Raw genomic sequence first — 20041 nt, 5'->3', positions numbered from 1 at the left:
AGCACAGTCGCTTTTTCTTTCCTCTAAAGGTTAATGGCAAACGGAGCATTTTGAATGATTCTGGAGAAAGATTAAGCTTACGAAGCAACTTTCTTCCAGAAAGTTTTTAAGCATTCGCTTTTTATACGAAAATGAAGGTTTTTGGGTGGTTTATATCGTTTTGGAGACAAAAAACCACTCCCCGAAAATTCTTTCGAATTTTTTGAAAATTAGACTATTTGGTTATCCTGTAAATGAACGGCATATCCCATGGACTTGATTTTTCTAATCCAGAAATCAAGTCCTTTTTCTTTCTTTGGTAGGTAATCCCAGCCTAACTCTTCATAGGTAGTTTTATCACGTAACATGAAGTAGCAAATCTTTAATATTAAATGTGCTGTGGCCATCGCAGCCTTCTTGGGTCCTCTTCGTTTCACAACACGGCTGTAAAATGCGGCAATACGGGTGTTTTTGGTTTTCGAAGCAGCCCACGCCGCTTGGCACAATACTGCTTTTAGCCCTTTATTGCCTTTATTTGTTTTTGAACTCTTTCTTTTACCGGCACTCTCATTACTTCCTGGACAAACGGCTCCCCAAGAAGCAAGATGGTTTTCAGTAGGAAATATCGACATGTCTGGTCCTATCTCTGCAAGAATACTCGCCGCGGCATCCTCTTGAATTCCCGGGATAGTGACCAACAAGGCTACTTCTTCCTTGTATGGTTCAAGTAATCGATCAATTTCTTTGTTTAGGATCTCAATGTGTTCTTCCACCTGTTGCATATGCTCTAAATGTCGTCGAATCATAAAACGATGGTGAAGACGTACTCGACCGTTTAATGCTTCAATTAATTCGGGCACTTTTTTCTTCAGCTTAGTGAAAACCATCCTTTTGACGGATTCCTCATCGAGCACTTCACCGTTGACGATAGCATCGAGCATTGCTAATCCTGACTTTCCAAACAAGTCGGAAACATAAGTGGTTAGCTTTATGTTCGCGTCTTGCAAAGTCTTGTGTATACGGTTTTTTTCTGAAGTGATTTGTCCTTGTAGTTTTCGACGATACCTAGTAAGGTCTCGTAGATCCCGAATGTCCGTAGTTGGTACAAAGCTAGGCTCGATCAGACCGCATCGTAACAGACTTGCGATCCATACAGCATCTTTTACATCGGTTTTTCGTCCAGGGACGTTTTTGATTTTCCTGGCATTTCCTAGCACGAGTGTAAATTGACCCTCAAGGATATTCCAAACTGCTTTCCAAAGAACACCCGTGCTTTCCATGGCAACATGGGAGCATTCTTTTTCAGTTAGCCAGTCTGACATCTCTAGAAGTTCGTTTGTCGTAGTTCCAAAAGTACGGATCTCTTCTTTCGGTTTTCTGTCTAGCGGACCGCTTAGCACGCAAACTACAACGGTTTGCTGATGTACGTCTAACCCCGCACATCTTTCAAGTACTGCATCCATTCTCATCCCTCATTAACTTGGATTGTACAGGTCATACAACGGAGATTGGTGTATTTTTATACACGTGCTCAAGCAACATTCGGCGATTCTCGTCGTTGTAATAGGTCGGTTTGTGAATCGGGTTTAGTTTCACCAAAAAGCGAACGACCTTTGACCTGCCATTACCAGTATTGGAAGGGAAATTGAGGTTGAAACGAAGTTTAACATTTTCATACTTGGCGGTGACCGAAAGGTCATTAGGGTTTGTGAAGGGATTCCTACACTATTAAACCTAATTCCAAGGAATCCCTGAGCAATGGCGATCGGAAGAACATTCAAATGCGGAGTTTGCCATTTAACCAGAACCTCATTCAAATGCGGAGTTTGCCACCATAACCTGCACGTATGCGGAGTTTGCCACTTAACCTTACCTACTTGATCATGGTCCCCATACGCTTCGCGAACTCGATTAGAACCGGCGAATACTCTCGCATCGTCTCCATCGTTAGACGGCTGGATGGCCCGGATACGGATAACGCCGCGGCCACCTGGCCATGCCGGTTGAAGATTGGCGCTGCCAATGCCGCAACCCCCGGCTCGCGCTCCTCGAAGCTGGTCGCGTAGCCCTGCTGCGCGATTTCCTCGAGCTGCTGCTTATATTGGTCAAGGTCGATCGCGAGCAGCCAAGCCGGATCGCCAAATATCTGCTCCTGCACAAAGCGGTCGGAATAAGCGATCAGCACTTTGCTGGATGCGCCGGCATACAGCGGCAGCCTCGCGCCAACCGGCGCTACCCGGCGAACCGGCTGATTGCTCTGGACCGCCTGAATCCGCACGCGCTCCGATCCGTCGCGTACATATATACTAACCGTCTCTCCGAGCCGGTCGCGCAAGCGCTCCATCTCCGGCTGCCAGATGACGGATTGGTCATCCGAGCTGGACAGATGCGCCGACAGCTCCCACATCCGCATTCCGAGGTGATAACGCTCGGACGACGGATCCCGCTCTACGAAGCCGCGGTCTTCCAACGTTGCCAGCATGCGGTGGACGGTGCTTTTATGCAGGCCTACCTTTTCCGCGATTTCGGACATTGCCAGATCCGATCCCTCCGTGAAACAGAGCAAAATATCCAGCGCCCGTTCTACCGCACGTACATTTGATTTGCCTTCTTCCATCCAGTCCGCCCTCCTTGATCCGCTCCAATTTTGGTTTCGTACAATGAAACTTATTATCATCCAGTATACCTTAATTCAGCGATAATGGTAAAGAAAAGATCTTTCATTACAGCCTGATTACAAATGCTTAACATTACATCGACATCAATTGACAGGCCTAACCCTACGGGTCTACGATAAAAGTACTAGATATGTAATAGCGCTTACATAGTTAGTAGTGAGGGAGGGACGATGCGATGAGCACAACCATAATGACACCAATGCCGCTTGAAACCGGCTTTCCCCAAACGCTGCAGCCTTTTCCGCTTGATGGCGGGCTGCAAAAGCAGCGACCGCAGGCTAAGACGCGCAAGCATTTCTTCATCGCGTTGGTTGCTTCGTTCACGGCGCTATGCCTGCTGCTTGTTCTCGTTTTCTACGGATATGTCGCCTGGATGCTGACCTATCCTTATGTAGCACCGCTTACTTCCAATCCGAAGGCCGCTGCCGGCCTCGATTATGAAGATATTTTATTCCCAAGCGCCAGCGGAAAAACAACCGTCAGCGGCTGGTATGTGCCGGCCTCGGATAATGATTCCGACGCGGTTCTGGCAAGCTCCACGGCGAAGTCGGAACGCACCGTTATTTTCAGCCACGGCTATGGCGCCAACCGCGAGGAAGACTGGGTACCGATGTATGATCTGACGAAGCTGCTTCACGGGCTTCACTATAATGTGGTGCTTTTTGACTACGGCTATGCCTCGCAGAAATACAAGGCGCCGGCTACGGCGGGGATTGAAGAATCGCAGCAGCTGCTCGCGGCCATCAATTTCGCCAAGTCCCGCGGAGCCCAGGAGATTGTCGTATGGGGCTTCTCGATGGGAGCAGGCACGGCTCTCCAAGCCGCACTGCAGACGAAGGATATTGACGCGATGATTCTGGACAGCACCTTCCTGGCAACTGCCGATACGATGTTCCACAATGTGACGCAAATTTTGCCGCTACCGAAGTTCCCGTCCAAGCAGTTGATCGAAATGCTGCTCCCTACCTGGTCTGGCACAAACCTGAAGCAGGTGCCGGTTGATCAAATATTATCGAAGTCCTTTGATATACCGCTGTACATTATGCATGGCACAAGCGATGCCAAAGCACCTTACCAGTTAGCCGAGCAAATAGCGGCGGATCAGACGAACCCGCTGTCCCGCTCCTGGATTGTACCAAACGGCCAGCACGAAATGCTCTTCCGCGCTTCGCCAACCGAATACATCCAGCGCGCAGCCCTTTTCCTCGGCCAGGTCGATCAACAGTTCCAGGAATCGCATCCCGCCAAAGACAATACGCAAACCACTTAGCATACAGCCCTTATACGGATGACAAAAAAGCCACCGCAGCATCAAGCGATCTAATAACGCTTGATGCCACGGTGGCCTTTTATTTTTAAATCTGCTATTACTTGAGCAAAGACAGAAACTCCGAACGCAGCGCACTATCCGAGAATACGCCGCGAACGGCCGACGTAACCGTCTTGCTGCCCGGCTTCTTCACGCCGCGCGCGCACATGCAGAGATGCTCGCCTTCCACGACAACCATCACGCCTTGCGGCTTCAGCACTTCCTGCATAATGTCCGCGATCTGCGTCGTGATCCGCTCCTGCACCTGCAGTCTTCTCGATACCGCTTCAACAAGTCTTGCCAGCTTGCTGAGACCGGCGATTTTGCCGCTTGGAATATATCCGATGTGCACCTTCCCGAAGAACGGCGCCATATGATGCTCACATTGGCTGTAGTAGACAATGTCTTTGACAATAACAAGCTCTTCATGCTGCTCGTCGAAGGTAACGCCAAGCACCTCGCGCGGATCTACCTCGTAGCCCGCGAAAATCTCTTCATACATCCGGGTAACGCGAGCTGGTGTCTCCAGCAGCCCTTCTCTTTCGACGTCTTCGCCAACCAGCTTCAAAATTTCTTTTACATGATGCTCGATTTGCTCCCGGTTGCGCGATACCGCCGAATTGACGTAGTCTTTCATCCCCGCCATTTCGTACCACCTCTCCGGCTACTACCAACTGACCGCACTTTATCTTCGTGGCATTTTCTGATTTTTCATCATTTGCTGTGCACGATTCATTTGCTGTTTGTTCAAGTTGTAGCCCATTTGTTTGGCCATTTTTTGAATCATTTCAGGGTCGTTCTGCATCTTCTCAAGCTGCTTGCGCAGGTAGAATACCCCGATAAAAAATCCGCCTGCAACCCCTACGATTAAAGTTACAATCGGAATAATGATGTTCCACATAATGATGAACTCACCCGGCCCTTTCTACTAATCCAGCCTATAGTCTATAATGACCCCTATAATAGCATGTAAAGCAGGCATTCGCAAACGTCCCGGGGAAGTAATTTTTCCTAGCTTTCACGCGGGATCGAAGCTCCTTCCTCCGCTCTGCCAAGGTCAGTCTCCAGACTGGCGATCGCACGCTCCAAATAGACTCTGGCTTCTTCGTCCGTCTCGTTCGGCAGCGCCTCTATCAGGGCTTCCATCGCCTCGTCGCCGCCGATGCGTGAGAGTGCCCAGGCAGCCGTTCCGCGCAGCACCGGACGCGTATCGTCCTTCAGTACGCCAATCAAATCCGGCACGGCGCTTTTGTCTTTAAAATTGCCAAGGCCGATAACCGCGTTGCGCTGGATCGGTTTCTTGCCGCGCCAGGCGGAAGAGGTATGGCCGTAACGATCTTTGAATTCCCGGTTGCCGATCGTCAGCAGCGGGACAAGCAGCGGCTTGACCAGCTCCGGATCCGGCTGAAGCTCCGGCTGGTGGGTCCAGTTCTTACCCCGGTTCACCGGACATACGGTCTGGCACGTGTCGCAGCCATACAGCCGGTTGCCGATCTTGCGCATGTATTCATCGGAGATAAAGCCTTTGGTTTGCGTAATAAACGAGATGCACTTATTCGAATCCAGCTGTCCCGGACCAACCAGCGCGTCCGTCGGGCATGCGTCAATGCATTTGGTGCATTCCCCGCAGCCCTCCGTCACCGGCGTATCCGGCTCGAACGGGATATTCGTGATCATCTCGCCGAGGTAAATCCAAGAGCCCAGGTCCTCGCTTAAGATCGAGCAGTTCTTCGCGCTCCAGCCGATCCCGGCACGTTCGGCAACCGCCCGGTCTGACAAGGCGCCCGTATCGACCATGCTCTCGAACCGCGCTTCGGGTACGCGTTCCTTCAGCCAGGCCTCCAGCTTCGCCATCCGGTCCCGCAGCACCTTATGATAATCATCGCCCCAAGCGGACCGCGATAAAATACCGCGTCTGGCCCCCGGTTCCGACTTTGGCGGATTAGGCAGCTTCGCCGGATAAGCGACGGCAATCGCGATGATCGATTGCGGATTATCAAACAGCAAAGCCGGATTGGTCCGTTTGTCCAAATCCGGCTCCTCGAAGCCCGACTCGCGGCCTAGCTCGCGATGCCGGATCAGCCTTTTTTTCAGCTCGGTAAACGGATCGGCGGAAGCAAAGCCAATCTTGTCGATGCCAAGGCTTGCCGCCGCTTCGCGCAATTCTTCTTTTAACGTTATCCAGCGGCTGCCGTCCATTAGCACCTGGCTCCCTTCCTCCTAAAGTTACAACCGTTTAATCGCTTCTCGGGCAAGCTCGTCGCAGCGGTTATTCCACTCGTTGTCGCTATGCCCTTTTACTTTGATGTATTCCACCTGATGGCGCTTCATCAGATCCCATAGGGTTTTCCACAGGTCCTGATTCTCCACCGGCTCCTTCTTGCTGTTCTTCCAGCCATTGCGCAGCCAGCCGTGAATCCAGCCCTTCTGAAAGCAGTTCACGACATAAGCGGAATCGCTGTATATCTTTGCTTTGCACGGTTCCTTCAGAAGGCTCAGCGCTTCAATAACCGCCTGAATCTCCATCCGGTTGTTCGTCGAATGCTTCTCGCCCCCGGAAAGCTCTTTACGGTGAGCACCGTAGAACAGAACGGCTCCCCAGCCGCCCGGCCCCGGATTCCCCGAGCAGGCGCCGTCCGTATAAATCGTTACTTCCTTCATTCGTCCATCTCCTACAAAGAAAATTGCGGAGCAATTCTATAAGGCTATAACACCTTCACCTGCTTGAACGGCCATAAAATAATATCCGCTCTGCCGTGAATCATGGAACGCGGTACGGTGCCAAAAATCCGGCTGTCCTTGCTGGCTCTCGCATGGCGGTTGTCCCCCATGACGAAATATTGCCCCTTCGGAACAATAACCGGCATAAAATCCAGATCCTCGATTTCGACATCAGTATAGGCTTCCGATACCTTTTCCCCGTTACGGTAGAGCTGTTTATTGTAAATTTCGATGCGGTCGCCGGCCACGCCAACGACACGCTTAACCAGAAAGTCTTTTTCGGTGCCGTATGCCGAAGGGTCCTCGAGAATAACGACATCTCCCAGCTTGGGATTGCCAATCAGATAAGCGGCCTTATTCACGAACAGCCACTCCCGGTCCCGAAGCGTCGGCTCCATGGAATGCCCTTCGACTGTCGAGAGATTAAAGACAAACAGATGCAGCACCATCACGATCAAAAAAGAAATCGTTATGGTCTTCGCCCACTCCAGCACTTCCTTGAACCAATGAGTCTTCTCATGAGCCTCCCGCGGGGCGGTTTCATTCAGATCAGAAGGGGATACACTCATGCTGCCTACCCCTCGCTTTCCCCACAGGTGCTATGCCAGTCTGCATAGTATCTTTGGACAATGTCATCCTGGAAAGGAACCGCTCCCTCGTCCATCCGCTTGAGCAGCGCTGCCAGTCCTTGCTGAACCTTGTCCTCCACCATCTGCGGATAATGATAAGCCAGCTTGTGCATCTGGTACTCGTCCTGATCCACGACATAGCGGTTGCCTTCGGTCGTGCGGATCACATCCAGATCATAATCGATATAAGTAAGCACGTCCCCCTGCAAATAAGGCGGAGATGCGATATTGCAATAGTAACGGATGCCGCTGTCTTCCAGCAGCGCTACGACGTTAAACCATTCACCCGGAATAAAGAACGATACCGCCGGCACGCGGCTGATCCATTGCTTGCCGTCGGATTCCACTATAGGCGTCTGACGATTTATAAGCACAATGATTTGGTTATCCCTGTGCACCGGCGCAAGCCGTTCTGCCGGCACAAGGTAGTTGCGCTGCCATGTTCGGTGAATATGACCGTCGTGCTTGAAGCTTTTGATAACACAGTGCCGATAAATGTCCATGACGCCTCTCCTTACTTATTGTGAAACGGGCCAAGGGCGGCATCAAGCGCCCCGTTCGTATGTTCCAAACAATAGTCCTTTTAAATAGAAAAGCATATCTGACCGCCAAAAGCAATGGCGATGCAGATATGCCCTGCACAATATGGCTATTAGGCTGAATTCGGAAGCCGTTTAGCCTGCTACAATACTTAATTTCTGGAATGAACGGAAAAAGTCGTTCGAAGCATAACCCATCGCTTCATATAACGGCAACACCGGTTCATTATGCTCGTCGGCGGTAATTAATATTTTGGAAACGTTGCGCTGCTCGAAGCGCTGCCGTAAAGCTTGTATAAGCGCCTTGCCAATTCCTTGGCGACGATACTCCGTATGAACAGCGATACGATAGTAATAACCCTTGTTATTATCAATCGTGCCGATGATCATACCTACAATTTCCGACTCTTCGACAGCGACAAGTACAAGCTCACTGTCCCATGACAATTGACGCGCAAAAGCTTCCATCGTTTGTTCGTAACACTCTTCAGACAATACTTCCTCAAGGAGTGTAGTGACAGGTCTGTAGTCAGACAACTGGAAGGAACGAACGTTCATTAATTATACACCTTCTATACCTTGTCATAGTGCTGCATTTATATATTTTACGACATTTTATAACGAAATCCTCTTTTTGTCTTAAAAAATACTTAAAAATTTTAAAGAAATTTGCTAAATTACGTTGAAAACGCTTTATTTTAAGCGCTTACATGTATTTATTGCCCGTTTACTCTGGATTTGCCTCGTTTTCTAATGTTTTTGCATATTTCCGTGGCTCCCGTGACATTCTACAACTCGTACGACTTTGTCCGTCACCATTCGACTTTTGCAACATTAATGTTGATTTATGCACTCGGATAAGGGATAATATGAGAAGAGTTTTACATAACCTATTTATGGGAGGCTGTTAATCATGGCTCATCAATTACCTGCTTTGCCTTACGCGAAAGACGCTCTTGAACCGCATATCGACGCGCTGACAATGGAAATCCACCACGGCCGTCACCACAACACTTACGTGACTAACCTGAACGCTGCTCTGGAACAAGCTCCTGAGCTGCAAGACAAGTCCCTGGAAGAACTGCTGGCTAACAACCTGGCAATCGTTCCGGACGCAATCAAAACGGCTGTACGCAACAACGGCGGCGGCCATGCAAACCACTCCCTGTTCTGGGAAGTTATCGGCCCTAACGGCGGCGGCGCTCCAACTGGCGCACTGGCTGCGGCAATCGACAGCGAACTGGGCGGCTTCGACGCGTTCAAAGCTGAATTCGCGAAAGCAGCTACAACTCGCTTCGGCAGCGGTTGGGCTTGGCTCTCCGTTAAAGACGGCAAGCTGAAAGTATCGAGCCTGCCTAACCAAGACAGCCCGATCTTCGAAGGCGAAACGCCTATCCTTGGTCTGGACGTTTGGGAGCATGCTTACTACCTGAACTACCAAAACAAACGCCCTGACTACATTGCAGCGTTCTGGAACGTTGTAAACTGGGCTGAAGTTGGCAAACGTTACGAAGCAGCTGTTAAATAAGCAGTTGCTTGAATACAACAAGGCTGTCCCTTTGGGGCAGCCTTGTTTATTTTTATCGCAAAAGGTCCCGCAGCTGCTGCTTCGTGCACACGGATAGGCATCCGCCGCATAAGATGGATCAGGATGATTGCCTAATCTGTCATACGAAGGAGTCTGACAAAGCGCATGAACAGCTATACTTATAAGTATATCGAAGGGAAAGGCAACAACACCGTTGTTAGCAACTGCGGCTGCGGGGGCACGCGGACGTTAATGCCCGGACCGCCTCCGCCACCTCCTGGACCAGGGCCGGGTCCGGGGCCAGGGCCGGGGCCGTTCCCGCCGGGGCCGGGGCCATTCCCACCGGGTCCGGGGCCATTCCCACCAGGGCCTGGTCCGTTCCCGCCTGGGCCGGGGCCATTCCCACCGGGGCCTGGTCCGTTCCCGCCTGGGCCGGGGCCATTCCCGCCGGGGCCGGGGCCATTCCCGCCTGGGCCAGGTCCATTCCCGCCTGGGCCGGGGCCATTCCCGCCAGGACCAGGGCCATTCCCGCCTGGGCCGGGGCCGTTCCCGCCGTTTTTCCCGCCGTTCTTTCCGCCGTTCCCTCCTCAGCCCGGACCGGCATATGTCACTGTTGTCATTAACGGCGGACGTTTCTTCCCTAACGTAACGAACGCTTACCGCGTACCGTTCTGGCCTGGCATGAGCATTCGCGATTCGCTTGCTCGAACCGGCGTTGTACGCTTCTCGTTTAACGGCCAGATTGCTTCGGTTAGCGGAATCCCTATCGGCGGGCCTATTCAGTGTATTCTCCGCTTGAATGGCCGCGTCATACCGCAAACGCTGCTGACATTCCCGGTACAACGCTTTGATACGGTCGCAATCGAGTTGTTCTTCACGGCAACCGGAAGATCTGACGAAGAGGATGAACTACCGCAGGAGCTGACGGATATTGCCCATCTGAACGTTGCCGAACACTTCGCCACCTATGATCCGGAAGAGGTATAAAGATTGATCCGAGCTGCACGGCCGTATTCGGCTTTGCAGCTTTTTTTGGGGCGCTTCAGAGTCATTTTCCGCCGAGAGGCTGTTTTCCGGTTTCGTCACAACGCTCCACCCTCTGCAGTGCGGTTTTTCCGTCTTATTTGGCTACTTTTGCCCACCACCATCCCACTCCACCCTCTGCAGTACGGTTTTTCCATCTTATTTGGCTACTTTCACCCGCTCCCCATCCCACTCCACCCTCTGCAGTACGGTTTTTCCGTCTTATTTGGCTTTTTTCGTCCCTCACCATTCCGCTCCACCTCGGGCAAATTGCACGAAATGCAGCATAAGCAGCCAAATGGACAGAGTTGAGCGAAATATACTGCACAAAGTGCCCTATATTCGCCGATTTGAGGCAATATAGCGACATCCATGCCGAATACCCTGCACTCCATGCAGGGTATTTCGTGTTAGAGCACTAAAACGCTCCATTATGATGCATTTCGTGCAACGTCGGCAGAGCAAGGCGGATCAATGGGCTTTTAACAAGGAGTTTGTTAGCCGCAGTTTACCCGCTATAGTGCAGCAATTGAGCCGGGCATCCCGAAAACCGCTTGAAGCGCTAACGATTGTGAGCCTAGCGACCTCCCCCCCCCCCCTTATGAGCATGAAAAAAGGCCGCGAGCCTATGCCCGCGACCTTTCCTCCAACCTCTTCAACCTCATTTAGCCTTCGTAGGCTTATCTTGCTCCTCGCCTTGCTTAATGACTTTGCCCTTGCCGCTGATCAGCTTAAGCTGATCGTTCTCGTAACCAACGTCATAGGTTACCTGATACTTGCTGAGCCGGTATTCGCCGTCCACCCGTTCGTCAACCGAGATGATTGCTGTAACAATCGCCTCGTCGTTGCTTTCCTTCGTGACGTGGATGTTGTCGATAACCACGTTCCGGGTCATCATGTAACCTTGGCGGAATACCTCGTAGCTTGTGCCAAGCTTCCAATTGCCGCCAAGCAGGGAATAAGCGTAAACGTAGTCGGCATTATTAAGACTATCGTAAAAGTGCGTAACCAAATATTCCGCATACTCGGTAATCGATGCATCCTTCTTCACGTTGCCGTCATCCTCGGCAGGCTTCCCTTCCGGCAAGGTCTTCATCGGATGTTCCGACCATGCCTCGGCCATGTCCAGCACGTTTACGATGGGTATGCTGAAGCCAATCGAGCTTTGTTCGATCCCGGCGGAGTTAATGCCCAGAACCTCGCCTGTCTTCTTGTCGACCAGCGGTCCGCCGCTGTTGCCCGGAGCAATAGGCGCGGAGATCTGGTACAGGTCGTTATACGTGTAAGGCTTGATCTCGAAGCTCCGGCCTACGCCGCTGACAATGCCGGTTGTAACGGTATTCTGGAAGCCAAGCGGACTGCCTATCGCGATAACTTCATCGCCAATCTCCGCCTTCTCCTTGCGCACCATCGAAAGCGGTTCTACTCCCGCTAGTCCGGCAACGCGTACAACCGCAACGTCAGTCTCCGTACTGATGCCGATAACATCTCCTTCGAGCTCGCGCGCATCAGCCGTTTTTACCGTCACCTTGCTCGCACCGGCAACCACATGGGCGTTGGTAATCAGGTCGCCTTTATCGTTATAGACGAAACCCGAGCCTTGCGTCCCGTCCTCCGTTTCGATCATGACAACGAGCTTTTGAGTTGCGTAAATAATATCCTTTAACGACTTAGGCGCACCAGCGTTAGCGTCAGCGAGTAAAGGCAGGCCGCTTAGCTGCTTCGGCACCTCTGCATGTATATACGCAGCGGTGCCCGCTCCCGCGCAGAGCACCGCCACAGACGCGACGAGACTAATCCATGTTCCTTTTTTCATGACTAATTCCCCTAATCCAAATACCAAGTCATATGATCGATAGCCACTGTTGCATTCTCATCCTGCACATGATGAACAACAAAGGAGAAGCTGAACGTCTCGCCCGCCTCAATATAAGAAGGGGTAGCATCCACCTTGCCCGTTGTAATCACTTTTCCTTCCGAATCATGAACCGTATATTCAATAACAACGGAGTAAATCGGCCGGGTAGCTGCGTTGAGCAGTTCCCCCTTCACGTTAAAGTCGCCGAAAAGATCAAGCTGCGCATCGATATGCTTCACCTTAACCGCTGCCGTCTGATTGATCAGATCCTCTTCCGCCGCCTTTTGCATCGCCTGCTCAATCCGCTGCTGCTCCGCGTCTTCGAAGTTTTTCTTCTCTACGACAATCCGGTCGTACAGCTTAGCCAGCTTATCGTTGTCGGGCGCGTAGATGAGCCCCTTTTGCGCTGCCGTAATAGCCGCCGAGAAGTTCTTCTTCTTCCGCATCGCGTCGGCCTCGTCGTAGCTGATATCCGCAATCTTCGCTTCAATTTTCTGCCGAAGCGCAAGCGCCTCATCGCCGGACAAGCCCTTCACCTGGTTATACTCTCCCGCAAGATCGTCAATGCCGGTCATGCTCTCATACTCCGACGATACTTGAAGCACCGTTACCTTCGTCGACATTTCTTCAACCTGATCCCTTACTTTGCCGAAAATCGGCTCTTCCCGGCCGCGCAGCTTCGACTTCACCTGCTCCAGCTGGATAGAGGCTTCGCCCAAATCCTGGTCATCCAGACGCTGCTGAATTTCCGTTAACGTACGGTCAAGGGATAATGCTTCCTCCACGACCTTCAAATCCGCCTGTACCGGCTTAAAATCCGGACGCGCATCCGCCGCTTTGTTCAGCTGCCGGAATGCCTCTTCGTATTTACCCGCCAATGCCTCCTGTCTGGCTGCATTTTGCCAATCCAGGACACGGTTATTTAATCTGGTTTCATATAAATAATAAGACAACAGCACCGCTGCAATACCAACGAGTACAATGACGGGGATCAATCCAATGAGCAAATTGCCCCTGCCAGTCTGCTTTAACGGCGTTTGCGACGTCTCCAATGCTGTGCTTGCCTGGTCCTTTGCCGTATCCCATTCTTCCAACGCTGCCGCCTTATCCTCTGTTCCATGCTGCAAATTCCGCTCTGGCTCCAGCAGCCTGCCGCATCTGCTGCAATATACGGCATCCGCATCATGCTCCCTAACGCAATGATGGCAATACAATTTCATTCTCCTCCAACTTGAGTGTTCATCTCTTTATATCTCTTATCTATTCTATATGAAAAAATAAATGATCTCCATTTTTCCTTTACGGAAAATAAAAAAAGTTTCTCCAACCCTTTCCAAATTTTCGCACAAAAAAGCCGAACCCTGCTTCAGCAGGATCCGGCATATCTCAAATCGCCTATTTTACTCCAATCGGCACCATATACATACCCGTTCGTTCATCGCTGCGGGCTTTTTTACTCCCCTTCTCATTCGCATGCTACGCTGGATTTTATACATTAAAGTTGCCTTAGAGATCCATATCTGCTCACGCACATTGGATTTCAAGCAGTAAAAATGAGCTTTAGAAGCCAGTTTCCCCTCTCTAAGCGATCTACGTTGGAGGAATTCCACTATAGAACATCCGTAGTAGCTAAAACGGCTAATTTTAATGGAGCAAATCCAATGTAGGCAAAATCCCCTCAAGCGAGGGAGGCCAAAAGCGTTATCATGTGAACTTAAAAAAACGCCGCTGCGCAGAGGCTTCCCCTTCACAGCAGCGTTTTTTTTCGTTCATATCCCTCAGTCGAGGCGCTCGCGCAAATATTTGCGCACTTCCTCCGACAGATCCTCCCGCTCCAGCGCGAAATCAATCGTTGCTTTCACGAAGCCCAGCTTATCGCCCACGTCATGGCGTTTGCCCGTGAACCGATGCGCCAGAATCGGAGCGAAATGATTCAGCTGCTGAAGGCTGTCCGTCAGCTGAATTTCTCCGGCCTTGCCGGGCCTAGCATGCTCCAGCAGCTCGAAGATTGCCGGGTCCAGCACATAACGCCCGACAACCGCCCAATTGGATGGCGCCTGCCCCGGCGCAGGCTTTTCGATCAGGTCAAGAATGCGGTTATGGGAAGGATCGGCATTATCAAAAGCGGCAATGCCGTATTTATGGGTCTGATTCCAAGGCACTTCCATCAAGGCGATAACCGAGGAGCCCGTCTCCTCGTATTGATGGATCATCTGCTGCAGGCATGGCGGCTCGGAACGCAGGATATCATCGCCAAGCAGCACCGCAAACGGCTCATCCCCGATAAAACGCCGCGCGCACAAAACGGCATGTCCAAGCCCAAGCGGTTCCTTCTGGCGGACGTAATAGATATCGGCCAGGTGCGAGATGTCGCGGACAATGGCGAGCATCTCTTCGTTGCCGCGTTCCTCGAGTTCCTTCTCCAGCTCGTAAGACTTGTCGAAATGGTCCTCGATCGCCCGCTTATGCCGCCCGCTGACGATAATGATGCTGTCGATGCCGGACTGCACCGCTTCTTCCACAATATATTGAATAGCCGGCTTATCGATAATCGGAAGCATTTCCTTCGGCTGCGCCTTGGTTGCGGGCAGGAAGCGCGTACCTAGTCCCCCTGCGGGAATAATGGCTTTGCGTACCTGCTGCCTCTTCTTCTCATGAAACATGGCCGTCACCCTTTCTTGTTTCACATTGGCGGGTCGGGATTGAGCGGCAGCCGGACGACAAATACCGCCCCTTGCTCCGCATCCTCGATCTCGATCATTCCGCCATGAATATCGATAATCTTCTTCACAATAGATAAGCCAAGCCCGCTTCCGCCCTCGGAACGGTCCCTCGACGGATCGATTTTGTAAAACCGTTCGAATACCCGGTCCCGTTCCTCCTCCGGTATTCCGCTGCCCGTATCGGAGATTCGGACGACGGCATAGCCGTTTTTCTCCGAGAGCTGGAACGAGATTTTCCCTTCCTCGGGCGTAAATTTAATGCTGTTGGCAAGCAGGTTGATCCATACCTGGCTCAGTTGATCCTCGTCGGCTTTAATCACGGTCTCTTCCATTAATAGCTCTACCGTCAGCCGCTTCGCAAGCCAGGTCGGCTCGCAGGACAAAACGACGTCGCGGAGCTGCCTGTCCAGCCGGTAGGTGACCGGCTTGTACGGATGATGCTCGGAATCGAGTGACGCCAGCTTCAGCAGATTTTCGCTTAACCTGGATAGACGGCTGCTCTCCTGCTTAATAATACCAACATAACGATTCCGGTCCCCTTCCGTCAAATCCTCGCTGCGCAGCGCTTCGGCAAAACCGCCGATCGAGGTGAGCGGCGATTGGATTTCATGCGATACGTTGGATACGAAATCGCGCCGCATCGTCTCCAGCTGTGACAAGCTATGCGCCATCTTGTTAATGCTGTCCGCAAGCTCCCCCAGCTCGTTCTTGTGCGACATCGGAAGCTGTACGCCAAAGTCGCCTTTGGCTATGCGGGTGGTGGCGGCCGTCATCATTTTGAGCGGCTTCACCAGATAACGGGCGGCGAACAGAATCAGGATACAGCCGACGACCAGCAGCGTAATCAGAATGGTAAACGTATTCCGCTGGAAGCTTCGGACCTGCCGGACATGATCCGGAGTAATAAACACGGCCCATTCCGTATTGCCGAATTGAGCCAGGCGGCCGTATGCCGGAGGCGAAGGCGGCCCGCTCTGATGCTCGTCCGCGAAGTTTACCCGTTCCGTTTTGCCTCCAAAAATGTTCTCGACCGTCTTGTAAGTCAAATGGTTCACGATCGCCCGGCTTGTCCGCCCGACTTGAATAACAAGCCCGTTCCGGTTGACCGCAACGATCGACATCTCCTGAAGGCTTGAGACCTGCTCGAGGAATATCGGCAAGGACCGCGGAGACGAATCGTTGTACAGCCGCTCCAGCCGGGTAATCATCATTTCCTCCAGGCCGTTCTGCCCCTGCAGATCCCGCTTGAACAGCTGGTTCGCCGTATAGTAGGCAATACTAATACTTACTAATACGATGACCAGAAAAGTCACCGCTATTCGCACGTACAAGCTGCGGATCATGCCCGCTCCTCCAACCGGTAGCCAAGGCCGCGGATCGTCACGATGCGGAAGCCAAAATCCTCCTCCGGAAACCGCTCGCGAAGACGCTTAATATGTACATCAACCGTGCGCTCGTCCCCTTCGTAGTTCATCCCCCACAGCTGCTCGATCAGATGCTCCCTCGTGAAGGTTTTGCCCGGATAGCTTGTCAGCTTGAAGAGCAGCTCGAATTCCTTCGGCGGCAGCAGAATCTTCTCGCCGTTCGCGACAAGCTGGAAATCCGAGCGGTTCATCGACAGCCCGCCCAGCTCCACTACCTGCGAGGAAGCAATGCGGTAACGCTTGAGCAGCGCCTTGACCCTGACGATCAGCTCCGGCGGATCAAAGGGCTTCACCACGTAATCATCGGCGCCAAGCTCAAAGCCTTTTACCTTATGAGCCGTCTCGCCCTTGGCCGTCAGCATCAAGAGCGGCATGTCGAACGACTCGCGCAAAGTCGAGCATAAAGCCCAGCCGTCCATTTTTGGCATCATCACGTCAATCACCGCGAGATCGGGCTTAACCGCCTCCAAGCGGGTTAAAGCGTCTTCCCCGTTGGTCGCTTCAATCACTTCATAACCTTCTCTCCGCAAAAACAAGCTGACCAGCTCTCTTATATTGGGATCGTCGTCCACGACGAGTATTTTCGGCATAATGGAGCACCTCCTGTACACTGTCTTTCTACAATAATACATCTAGATGAAAATAAGATGAACTGTGTTGACAAAGTTTACAGATTGTAATAATTTTAAACTAGAAATTGCGACATATACCAACAACATATAGATGAGTGGAGGAATTCTTCATGTACAAAACAGTCATTATCGGTACCGGCCCTGCCGGATTAACGGCGGCGATCTATCTGGCGCGCGCAAATATGGAGCCTCTCGTTATCGAAGGCTGGCAGCCAGGCGGTCAGCTGACGACTACAACGGAAATCGAGAACTTCCCGGGCTTCCCCGAAGGCATTCTCGGCAGCGAATTGATGTCCAACATGCGCAAGCAAGCGCAGCGTTTCGGCGCATCCTTCCGCAACGGCTCCGTAAAAAGCGTCGACTTCAGCAAACGTCCCTATACGCTTGACGTTGAAGGCATCGGCGAGATTCAAGCCGAATCCGTCATTATCTCTACTGGCGCATCCGCGAAATACCTCGGCATTCCGGGCGAGCAAGAAAACATCGGCCGCGGCGTCAGCACTTGCGCAACCTGCGACGGCTTCTTCTTCCGCAACAAAAAGCTGATCATCGTTGGCGGCGGCGACTCCGCCATGGAAGAAGCGGTGTTCCTGACTCGCTTTGCATCCGAAGTAACGGTTGTTAACCGTCGCGATGAGCTCCGCGCTTCGAAAATCATGCAGGACCGCGCACGCGCGAACGAAAAAATCAGCTGGAACCTGAACAAGACTCCGCTTGAGATCGTTCCCGGCGAAATGGGCTTGAAAGGTCTGAAAGTACGCAACAACGCAACCGGCGAAGAAGAATTCGTGGAAGCGGACGGCGTGTTCATCACGATCGGCCATACGCCTAACACGAAATTCCTCGGCGGCCAAATCGACACCGACGAGCAAGGCTACATCATCGTGAAGCCTGGTACTTCGGAGACTAACATTCCCGGCGTATTCGCATGCGGCGACGTACAAGACCGTCAATACCGTCAAGCGATCACGGCGGCAGGCAGCGGCTGTATGGCAGCTCTGGATGCGGAACGCTTCCTGGAAGCGCAAAGCCATGACGCGGTGCATGCTTAAGATTTTATAAATTCGGGATTGCCAGTGGCTCGTTCGGACGGTTCGTAGTATAATGAGGAAGTTCGAACGACAATTCAAAGGCAATGCTACCTATACAGGTACAACCTCGCTGATTTTTATAATTAGCAGGTTGTGCCTTTTTCTGTTTTCTACCCATTATCCGATTGGAGTGATCTTACCCTTATGCTGCTGGAAGCGATCTATCACAGGCCGAAGCAAAACTGGGCTTACGCTTATAACCATACCACCCTGCATATCCGGATCCGCACGAAAAAGAACGATGCCCGGAGCGTGGAGCTCATTGCGGGAGATAAATACAACTGGGCCGGAACATTTACCGTTGCCCGGATGAGAGTGCTCTCCTCGGATGCTCTTTTCGATTACTGGGAAGCTTCCATAGAGCCTCCCTTCCGCCGGCTTCGTTATGCGTTTCGCCTGACCGGTGCCGATGCCGACGACGAGACGGTCTATATGACGGAAAGCGGCTTCCCGGCCGAGCTGCCGGATAATCCAAATACGTTTTTCGATTTCCCTTATATTAATCCGGTGGATGTGTTCTCTCCTCCGGCATGGGTGAAGGACGCGGTGTTTTATCAGATCTTCCCGGAACGCTTTGCAAACGGCGATCCTTCGTTGAACCCGGAGCTAACGGAAGCCTGGGGCGGCACGCCAACGCCAACGAACTTCTTCGGCGGAGACCTGCAAGGCGTGCTGGACCATCTGGATTATTTGGCTGAGCTTGGCATTAACGCGGTCTACTTCACCCCGCTCTTTGAAGCAACGACCAACCATAAATACGATACCGAGAACTATATGCAGGTGGACCGTCATTTTGGCACAAACGAGAAGCTGAAGGAGCTGGTCGAGGAATGTCATAAGCGCGGAATCCGGGTGCTGCTGGATGCGGTATTTAACCATGCGGGCCGTACGTTCCCTCCTTTTGTGGATCTGCTGAAAAACGGCGAGAAATCCGTCTATGCGAACTGGTTCCATGTGCGGGAATGGCCGCTTCGGGTGGAGGACGGCATCCCTACTTACGAGACGTTTGCCTTCGAGCCGATGATGCCTAAGCTGAATACGGAAAATCCGGATGTGAAGGCCTACCTGTTCAATGTGGCGCGCTATTGGATCGAGAAGATCGGAATCGACGGCTGGCGGCTTGACGTGGCCAACGAGGTGGATCACCAGTTCTGGCGGGAGTTCCGCCAAGCGGTGAAATCCGTAAATCCCGATGCGTATATCCTCGGCGAGATCTGGCACGACGCGATGATGTGGCTGGAGGGCGACCAGTTCGACGCGGTGATGAACTATCCGTTTACGAACGCGGTGCTCGACTTCTTCGGGCATCAGACGATGGGGGCGAAGGCTTTCGCCGATGCGATCGGCAAGCAGCTGGCCGCTTATCCGCAGCAGGTGACGGAAACGGCGTTTAACCTGCTGGACAGCCATGATACGCCGCGTCTTCTGACGATTTGCGGCGATGAAGTCGACTCGATGAAGCTGGCGGCTTTGTTCCAGCTGACCTATCCGGGCACGCCGTGCATTTATTACGGCGATGAAGTGGGCATGAACGGCGAGGGCGATCCCGACTGCCGGAAATGCATGGTGTGGGAGCCGGAGCAGCAGAATCAGGAGCTGCTCGCTTTCTATAAGCAGGCGCTTGCGCTTCGGCGCAAGCACGCCGCGCTGCGCAGCGCGGACATCCGCTTCCTTCAGGCAGCGGATGGCGAAGACGGCGGCGTTATCGTGTACGAACGCCGCGAAGGGGACGAGCGCATCCTCGTCGCGATGAACGCGCGAGGACGCGAGGCGGTTGCCGCCGTGCCAGCCGGCGGCAGCTGGGTGTCGCTGCTCGGTGATGAGCAGCGGCTTAAGCCGTCAGCCGGGAAGCTGCAGCTGCGGCTCCCGGGGTACGGCTACGGCATTTGGAAGCAGCTTATATAAGC

General features: G+C 52.4%; 19 protein-coding genes. 5 read left to right on the top strand and 14 right to left on the bottom strand.

Annotation, left to right across the window (positions count from 1 at the left end; genetic code table 11):
* Positions 1-209: 209 nt before the first annotated feature.
* Both ACR9FF_RS04200 and ACR9FF_RS04195 read right to left on the bottom strand, forming a co-directional pair.
* Complete coding sequence (locus ACR9FF_RS04200) at positions 210-1442, bottom strand: IS110 family transposase (protein ID WP_435164098.1); 1233 nt, start codon at positions 1440-1442, stop codon at positions 210-212.
* 410 nt (positions 1443-1852) lie between these two features.
* On the bottom strand, positions 1853-2596 hold the full coding sequence (locus ACR9FF_RS04195) for an IclR family transcriptional regulator (RefSeq protein ID WP_127498393.1): 744 nt from the start codon (positions 2594-2596) through the stop codon (positions 1853-1855).
* 236 nt (positions 2597-2832) lie between these two features.
* Here ACR9FF_RS04195 and ACR9FF_RS04190 point away from each other — a divergent pair, with 236 nt between their 5' ends.
* Positions 2833-3927, top strand: a complete 1095-nt coding sequence (locus ACR9FF_RS04190) for an alpha/beta hydrolase (protein ID WP_127498391.1) — start codon at positions 2833-2835, stop codon at positions 3925-3927.
* Between the two features lie 97 nt (positions 3928-4024).
* Here ACR9FF_RS04190 and folE read toward each other — a convergent pair whose 3' ends face one another.
* From folE to ACR9FF_RS04155, 7 genes are all read right to left on the bottom strand, one after another.
* The gene (gene folE, locus ACR9FF_RS04185) at positions 4025-4612 is read right to left on the bottom strand and encodes a GTP cyclohydrolase I FolE (RefSeq protein ID WP_435169237.1); all 588 of its coding nucleotides are present in this window, start codon (positions 4610-4612) and stop codon (positions 4025-4027) included.
* A gap of 39 nt (positions 4613-4651) precedes the next feature.
* On the bottom strand, positions 4652-4867 hold the full coding sequence (locus ACR9FF_RS04180; protein ID WP_127498389.1) for a YneF family protein: 216 nt from the start codon (positions 4865-4867) through the stop codon (positions 4652-4654).
* 110 nt (positions 4868-4977) lie between these two features.
* Positions 4978-6165: a tRNA epoxyqueuosine(34) reductase QueG gene (gene queG / locus ACR9FF_RS04175; RefSeq protein WP_435169235.1), complete on the bottom strand. Its 1188-nt coding sequence runs from the start codon at positions 6163-6165 to the stop codon at positions 4978-4980.
* A 27-nt stretch (positions 6166-6192) separates the two neighbouring features.
* Positions 6193-6627, bottom strand: a complete 435-nt coding sequence (rnhA, locus tag ACR9FF_RS04170; protein WP_201006868.1) for a ribonuclease HI — start codon at positions 6625-6627, stop codon at positions 6193-6195.
* Positions 6628-6671: 44 nt separating this feature from the next.
* Positions 6672-7256, bottom strand: a complete 585-nt coding sequence (gene lepB, locus ACR9FF_RS04165) for a signal peptidase I (RefSeq protein WP_435169232.1) — start codon at positions 7254-7256, stop codon at positions 6672-6674.
* A gap of 5 nt (positions 7257-7261) precedes the next feature.
* Positions 7262-7819 carry a DUF402 domain-containing protein gene (locus tag ACR9FF_RS04160; RefSeq protein ID WP_435169230.1) on the bottom strand — a complete coding sequence of 186 codons (558 nt, stop codon included), beginning with the start codon at positions 7817-7819 and terminating at the stop codon, positions 7262-7264.
* A gap of 171 nt (positions 7820-7990) precedes the next feature.
* On the bottom strand, positions 7991-8413 hold the full coding sequence (locus ACR9FF_RS04155; RefSeq protein WP_015842428.1) for a GNAT family N-acetyltransferase: 423 nt from the start codon (positions 8411-8413) through the stop codon (positions 7991-7993).
* A gap of 355 nt (positions 8414-8768) precedes the next feature.
* Here ACR9FF_RS04155 and ACR9FF_RS04150 point away from each other — a divergent pair, with 355 nt between their 5' ends.
* Together ACR9FF_RS04150 and ACR9FF_RS04145 are read left to right on the top strand one after the other, a co-directional pair.
* Complete coding sequence (locus tag ACR9FF_RS04150; protein ID WP_116394081.1) at positions 8769-9383, top strand: superoxide dismutase; 615 nt, start codon at positions 8769-8771, stop codon at positions 9381-9383.
* Positions 9384-9548: 165 nt separating this feature from the next.
* Positions 9549-10370, top strand: a complete 822-nt coding sequence (locus ACR9FF_RS04145; protein WP_435169228.1) for a hypothetical protein — start codon at positions 9549-9551, stop codon at positions 10368-10370.
* Between the two features lie 697 nt (positions 10371-11067).
* Here ACR9FF_RS04145 and ACR9FF_RS04140 read toward each other — a convergent pair.
* From ACR9FF_RS04140 to ACR9FF_RS04120, 5 genes are all read right to left on the bottom strand, one after another.
* Positions 11068-12222 (bottom strand): S1C family serine protease, encoded by a 1155-nt coding sequence (locus ACR9FF_RS04140; RefSeq protein ID WP_116394079.1) that lies wholly within the window; start codon positions 12220-12222, stop codon positions 11068-11070.
* A gap of 11 nt (positions 12223-12233) precedes the next feature.
* Positions 12234-13484 (bottom strand): FxLYD domain-containing protein, encoded by a 1251-nt coding sequence (locus ACR9FF_RS04135; protein ID WP_127498381.1) that lies wholly within the window; start codon positions 13482-13484, stop codon positions 12234-12236.
* Between the two features lie 558 nt (positions 13485-14042).
* Positions 14043-14927: a UTP--glucose-1-phosphate uridylyltransferase GalU gene (gene galU / locus ACR9FF_RS04130; RefSeq protein ID WP_435169225.1), complete on the bottom strand. Its 885-nt coding sequence runs from the start codon at positions 14925-14927 to the stop codon at positions 14043-14045.
* A 20-nt stretch (positions 14928-14947) separates the two neighbouring features.
* Complete coding sequence (locus ACR9FF_RS04125; RefSeq protein WP_317980368.1) at positions 14948-16330, bottom strand: HAMP domain-containing sensor histidine kinase; 1383 nt, start codon at positions 16328-16330, stop codon at positions 14948-14950.
* Positions 16327-17001: a response regulator transcription factor gene (locus ACR9FF_RS04120; protein ID WP_435169223.1), complete on the bottom strand. Its 675-nt coding sequence runs from the start codon at positions 16999-17001 to the stop codon at positions 16327-16329. The genes ACR9FF_RS04125 and ACR9FF_RS04120 overlap by 4 nt, the downstream gene beginning before the upstream one ends.
* Positions 17002-17153: 152 nt before the next feature.
* Between ACR9FF_RS04120 and trxB the strand changes: the two genes are divergently transcribed.
* Together trxB and ACR9FF_RS04110 are read left to right on the top strand one after the other, a co-directional pair.
* On the top strand, positions 17154-18095 hold the full coding sequence (trxB, locus tag ACR9FF_RS04115; RefSeq protein ID WP_116394066.1) for a thioredoxin-disulfide reductase: 942 nt from the start codon (positions 17154-17156) through the stop codon (positions 18093-18095).
* Positions 18096-18278: 183 nt separating this feature from the next.
* On the top strand, positions 18279-20039 hold the full coding sequence (locus ACR9FF_RS04110; RefSeq protein ID WP_435169220.1) for an alpha-glycosidase: 1761 nt from the start codon (positions 18279-18281) through the stop codon (positions 20037-20039).
* The last annotated feature ends 2 nt before the right edge of the window (positions 20040-20041 follow it).

It is taken from the genome of Paenibacillus glycanilyticus (assembly GCF_051200795.1).
GTDB lineage: Bacteria > Bacillota > Bacilli > Paenibacillales > Paenibacillaceae > Pristimantibacillus > Pristimantibacillus glycanilyticus.
Note: the sequence above shows the minus strand (reverse complement) of the source record. Positions and strands in the feature narration are given on the sequence as shown.

What these genes read in the sequence shown, in the direction of transcription:
- ACR9FF_RS04200 (WP_435164098.1), bottom strand. Translation starts at nt 1,442, where the DNA reads ATGGATGCAGTACTTGAAAGATGTGCGGGGTTAGACGTACATCAGCAA.
- ACR9FF_RS04195 (WP_127498393.1), bottom strand. Translation starts at nt 2,596, where the DNA reads ATGGAAGAAGGCAAATCAAATGTACGTGCGGTAGAACGGGCGCTGGAT.
- ACR9FF_RS04190 (WP_127498391.1), top strand. Translation starts at nt 2,833, where the DNA reads ATGAGCACAACCATAATGACACCAATGCCGCTTGAAACCGGCTTTCCC.
- folE (WP_435169237.1), bottom strand. Translation starts at nt 4,612, where the DNA reads ATGGCGGGGATGAAAGACTACGTCAATTCGGCGGTATCGCGCAACCGG.
- ACR9FF_RS04180 (WP_127498389.1), bottom strand. Translation starts at nt 4,867, where the DNA reads ATGTGGAACATCATTATTCCGATTGTAACTTTAATCGTAGGGGTTGCA.
- queG (WP_435169235.1), bottom strand. Translation starts at nt 6,165, where the DNA reads ATGGACGGCAGCCGCTGGATAACGTTAAAAGAAGAATTGCGCGAAGCG.
- rnhA (WP_201006868.1), bottom strand. Translation starts at nt 6,627, where the DNA reads ATGAAGGAAGTAACGATTTATACGGACGGCGCCTGCTCGGGGAATCCG.
- lepB (WP_435169232.1), bottom strand. Translation starts at nt 7,256, where the DNA reads ATGAGTGTATCCCCTTCTGATCTGAATGAAACCGCCCCGCGGGAGGCT.
- ACR9FF_RS04160 (WP_435169230.1), bottom strand. Translation starts at nt 7,819, where the DNA reads ATGGACATTTATCGGCACTGTGTTATCAAAAGCTTCAAGCACGACGGT.
- ACR9FF_RS04155 (WP_015842428.1), bottom strand. Translation starts at nt 8,413, where the DNA reads ATGAACGTTCGTTCCTTCCAGTTGTCTGACTACAGACCTGTCACTACA.
- ACR9FF_RS04150 (WP_116394081.1), top strand. Translation starts at nt 8,769, where the DNA reads ATGGCTCATCAATTACCTGCTTTGCCTTACGCGAAAGACGCTCTTGAA.
- ACR9FF_RS04145 (WP_435169228.1), top strand. Translation starts at nt 9,549, where the DNA reads ATGAACAGCTATACTTATAAGTATATCGAAGGGAAAGGCAACAACACC.
- ACR9FF_RS04140 (WP_116394079.1), bottom strand. Translation starts at nt 12,222, where the DNA reads ATGAAAAAAGGAACATGGATTAGTCTCGTCGCGTCTGTGGCGGTGCTC.
- ACR9FF_RS04135 (WP_127498381.1), bottom strand. Translation starts at nt 13,484, where the DNA reads ATGAAATTGTATTGCCATCATTGCGTTAGGGAGCATGATGCGGATGCC.
- galU (WP_435169225.1), bottom strand. Translation starts at nt 14,927, where the DNA reads ATGTTTCATGAGAAGAAGAGGCAGCAGGTACGCAAAGCCATTATTCCC.
- ACR9FF_RS04125 (WP_317980368.1), bottom strand. Translation starts at nt 16,330, where the DNA reads ATGATCCGCAGCTTGTACGTGCGAATAGCGGTGACTTTTCTGGTCATC.
- ACR9FF_RS04120 (WP_435169223.1), bottom strand. Translation starts at nt 17,001, where the DNA reads ATGCCGAAAATACTCGTCGTGGACGACGATCCCAATATAAGAGAGCTG.
- trxB (WP_116394066.1), top strand. Translation starts at nt 17,154, where the DNA reads ATGTACAAAACAGTCATTATCGGTACCGGCCCTGCCGGATTAACGGCG.
- ACR9FF_RS04110 (WP_435169220.1), top strand. Translation starts at nt 18,279, where the DNA reads ATGCTGCTGGAAGCGATCTATCACAGGCCGAAGCAAAACTGGGCTTAC.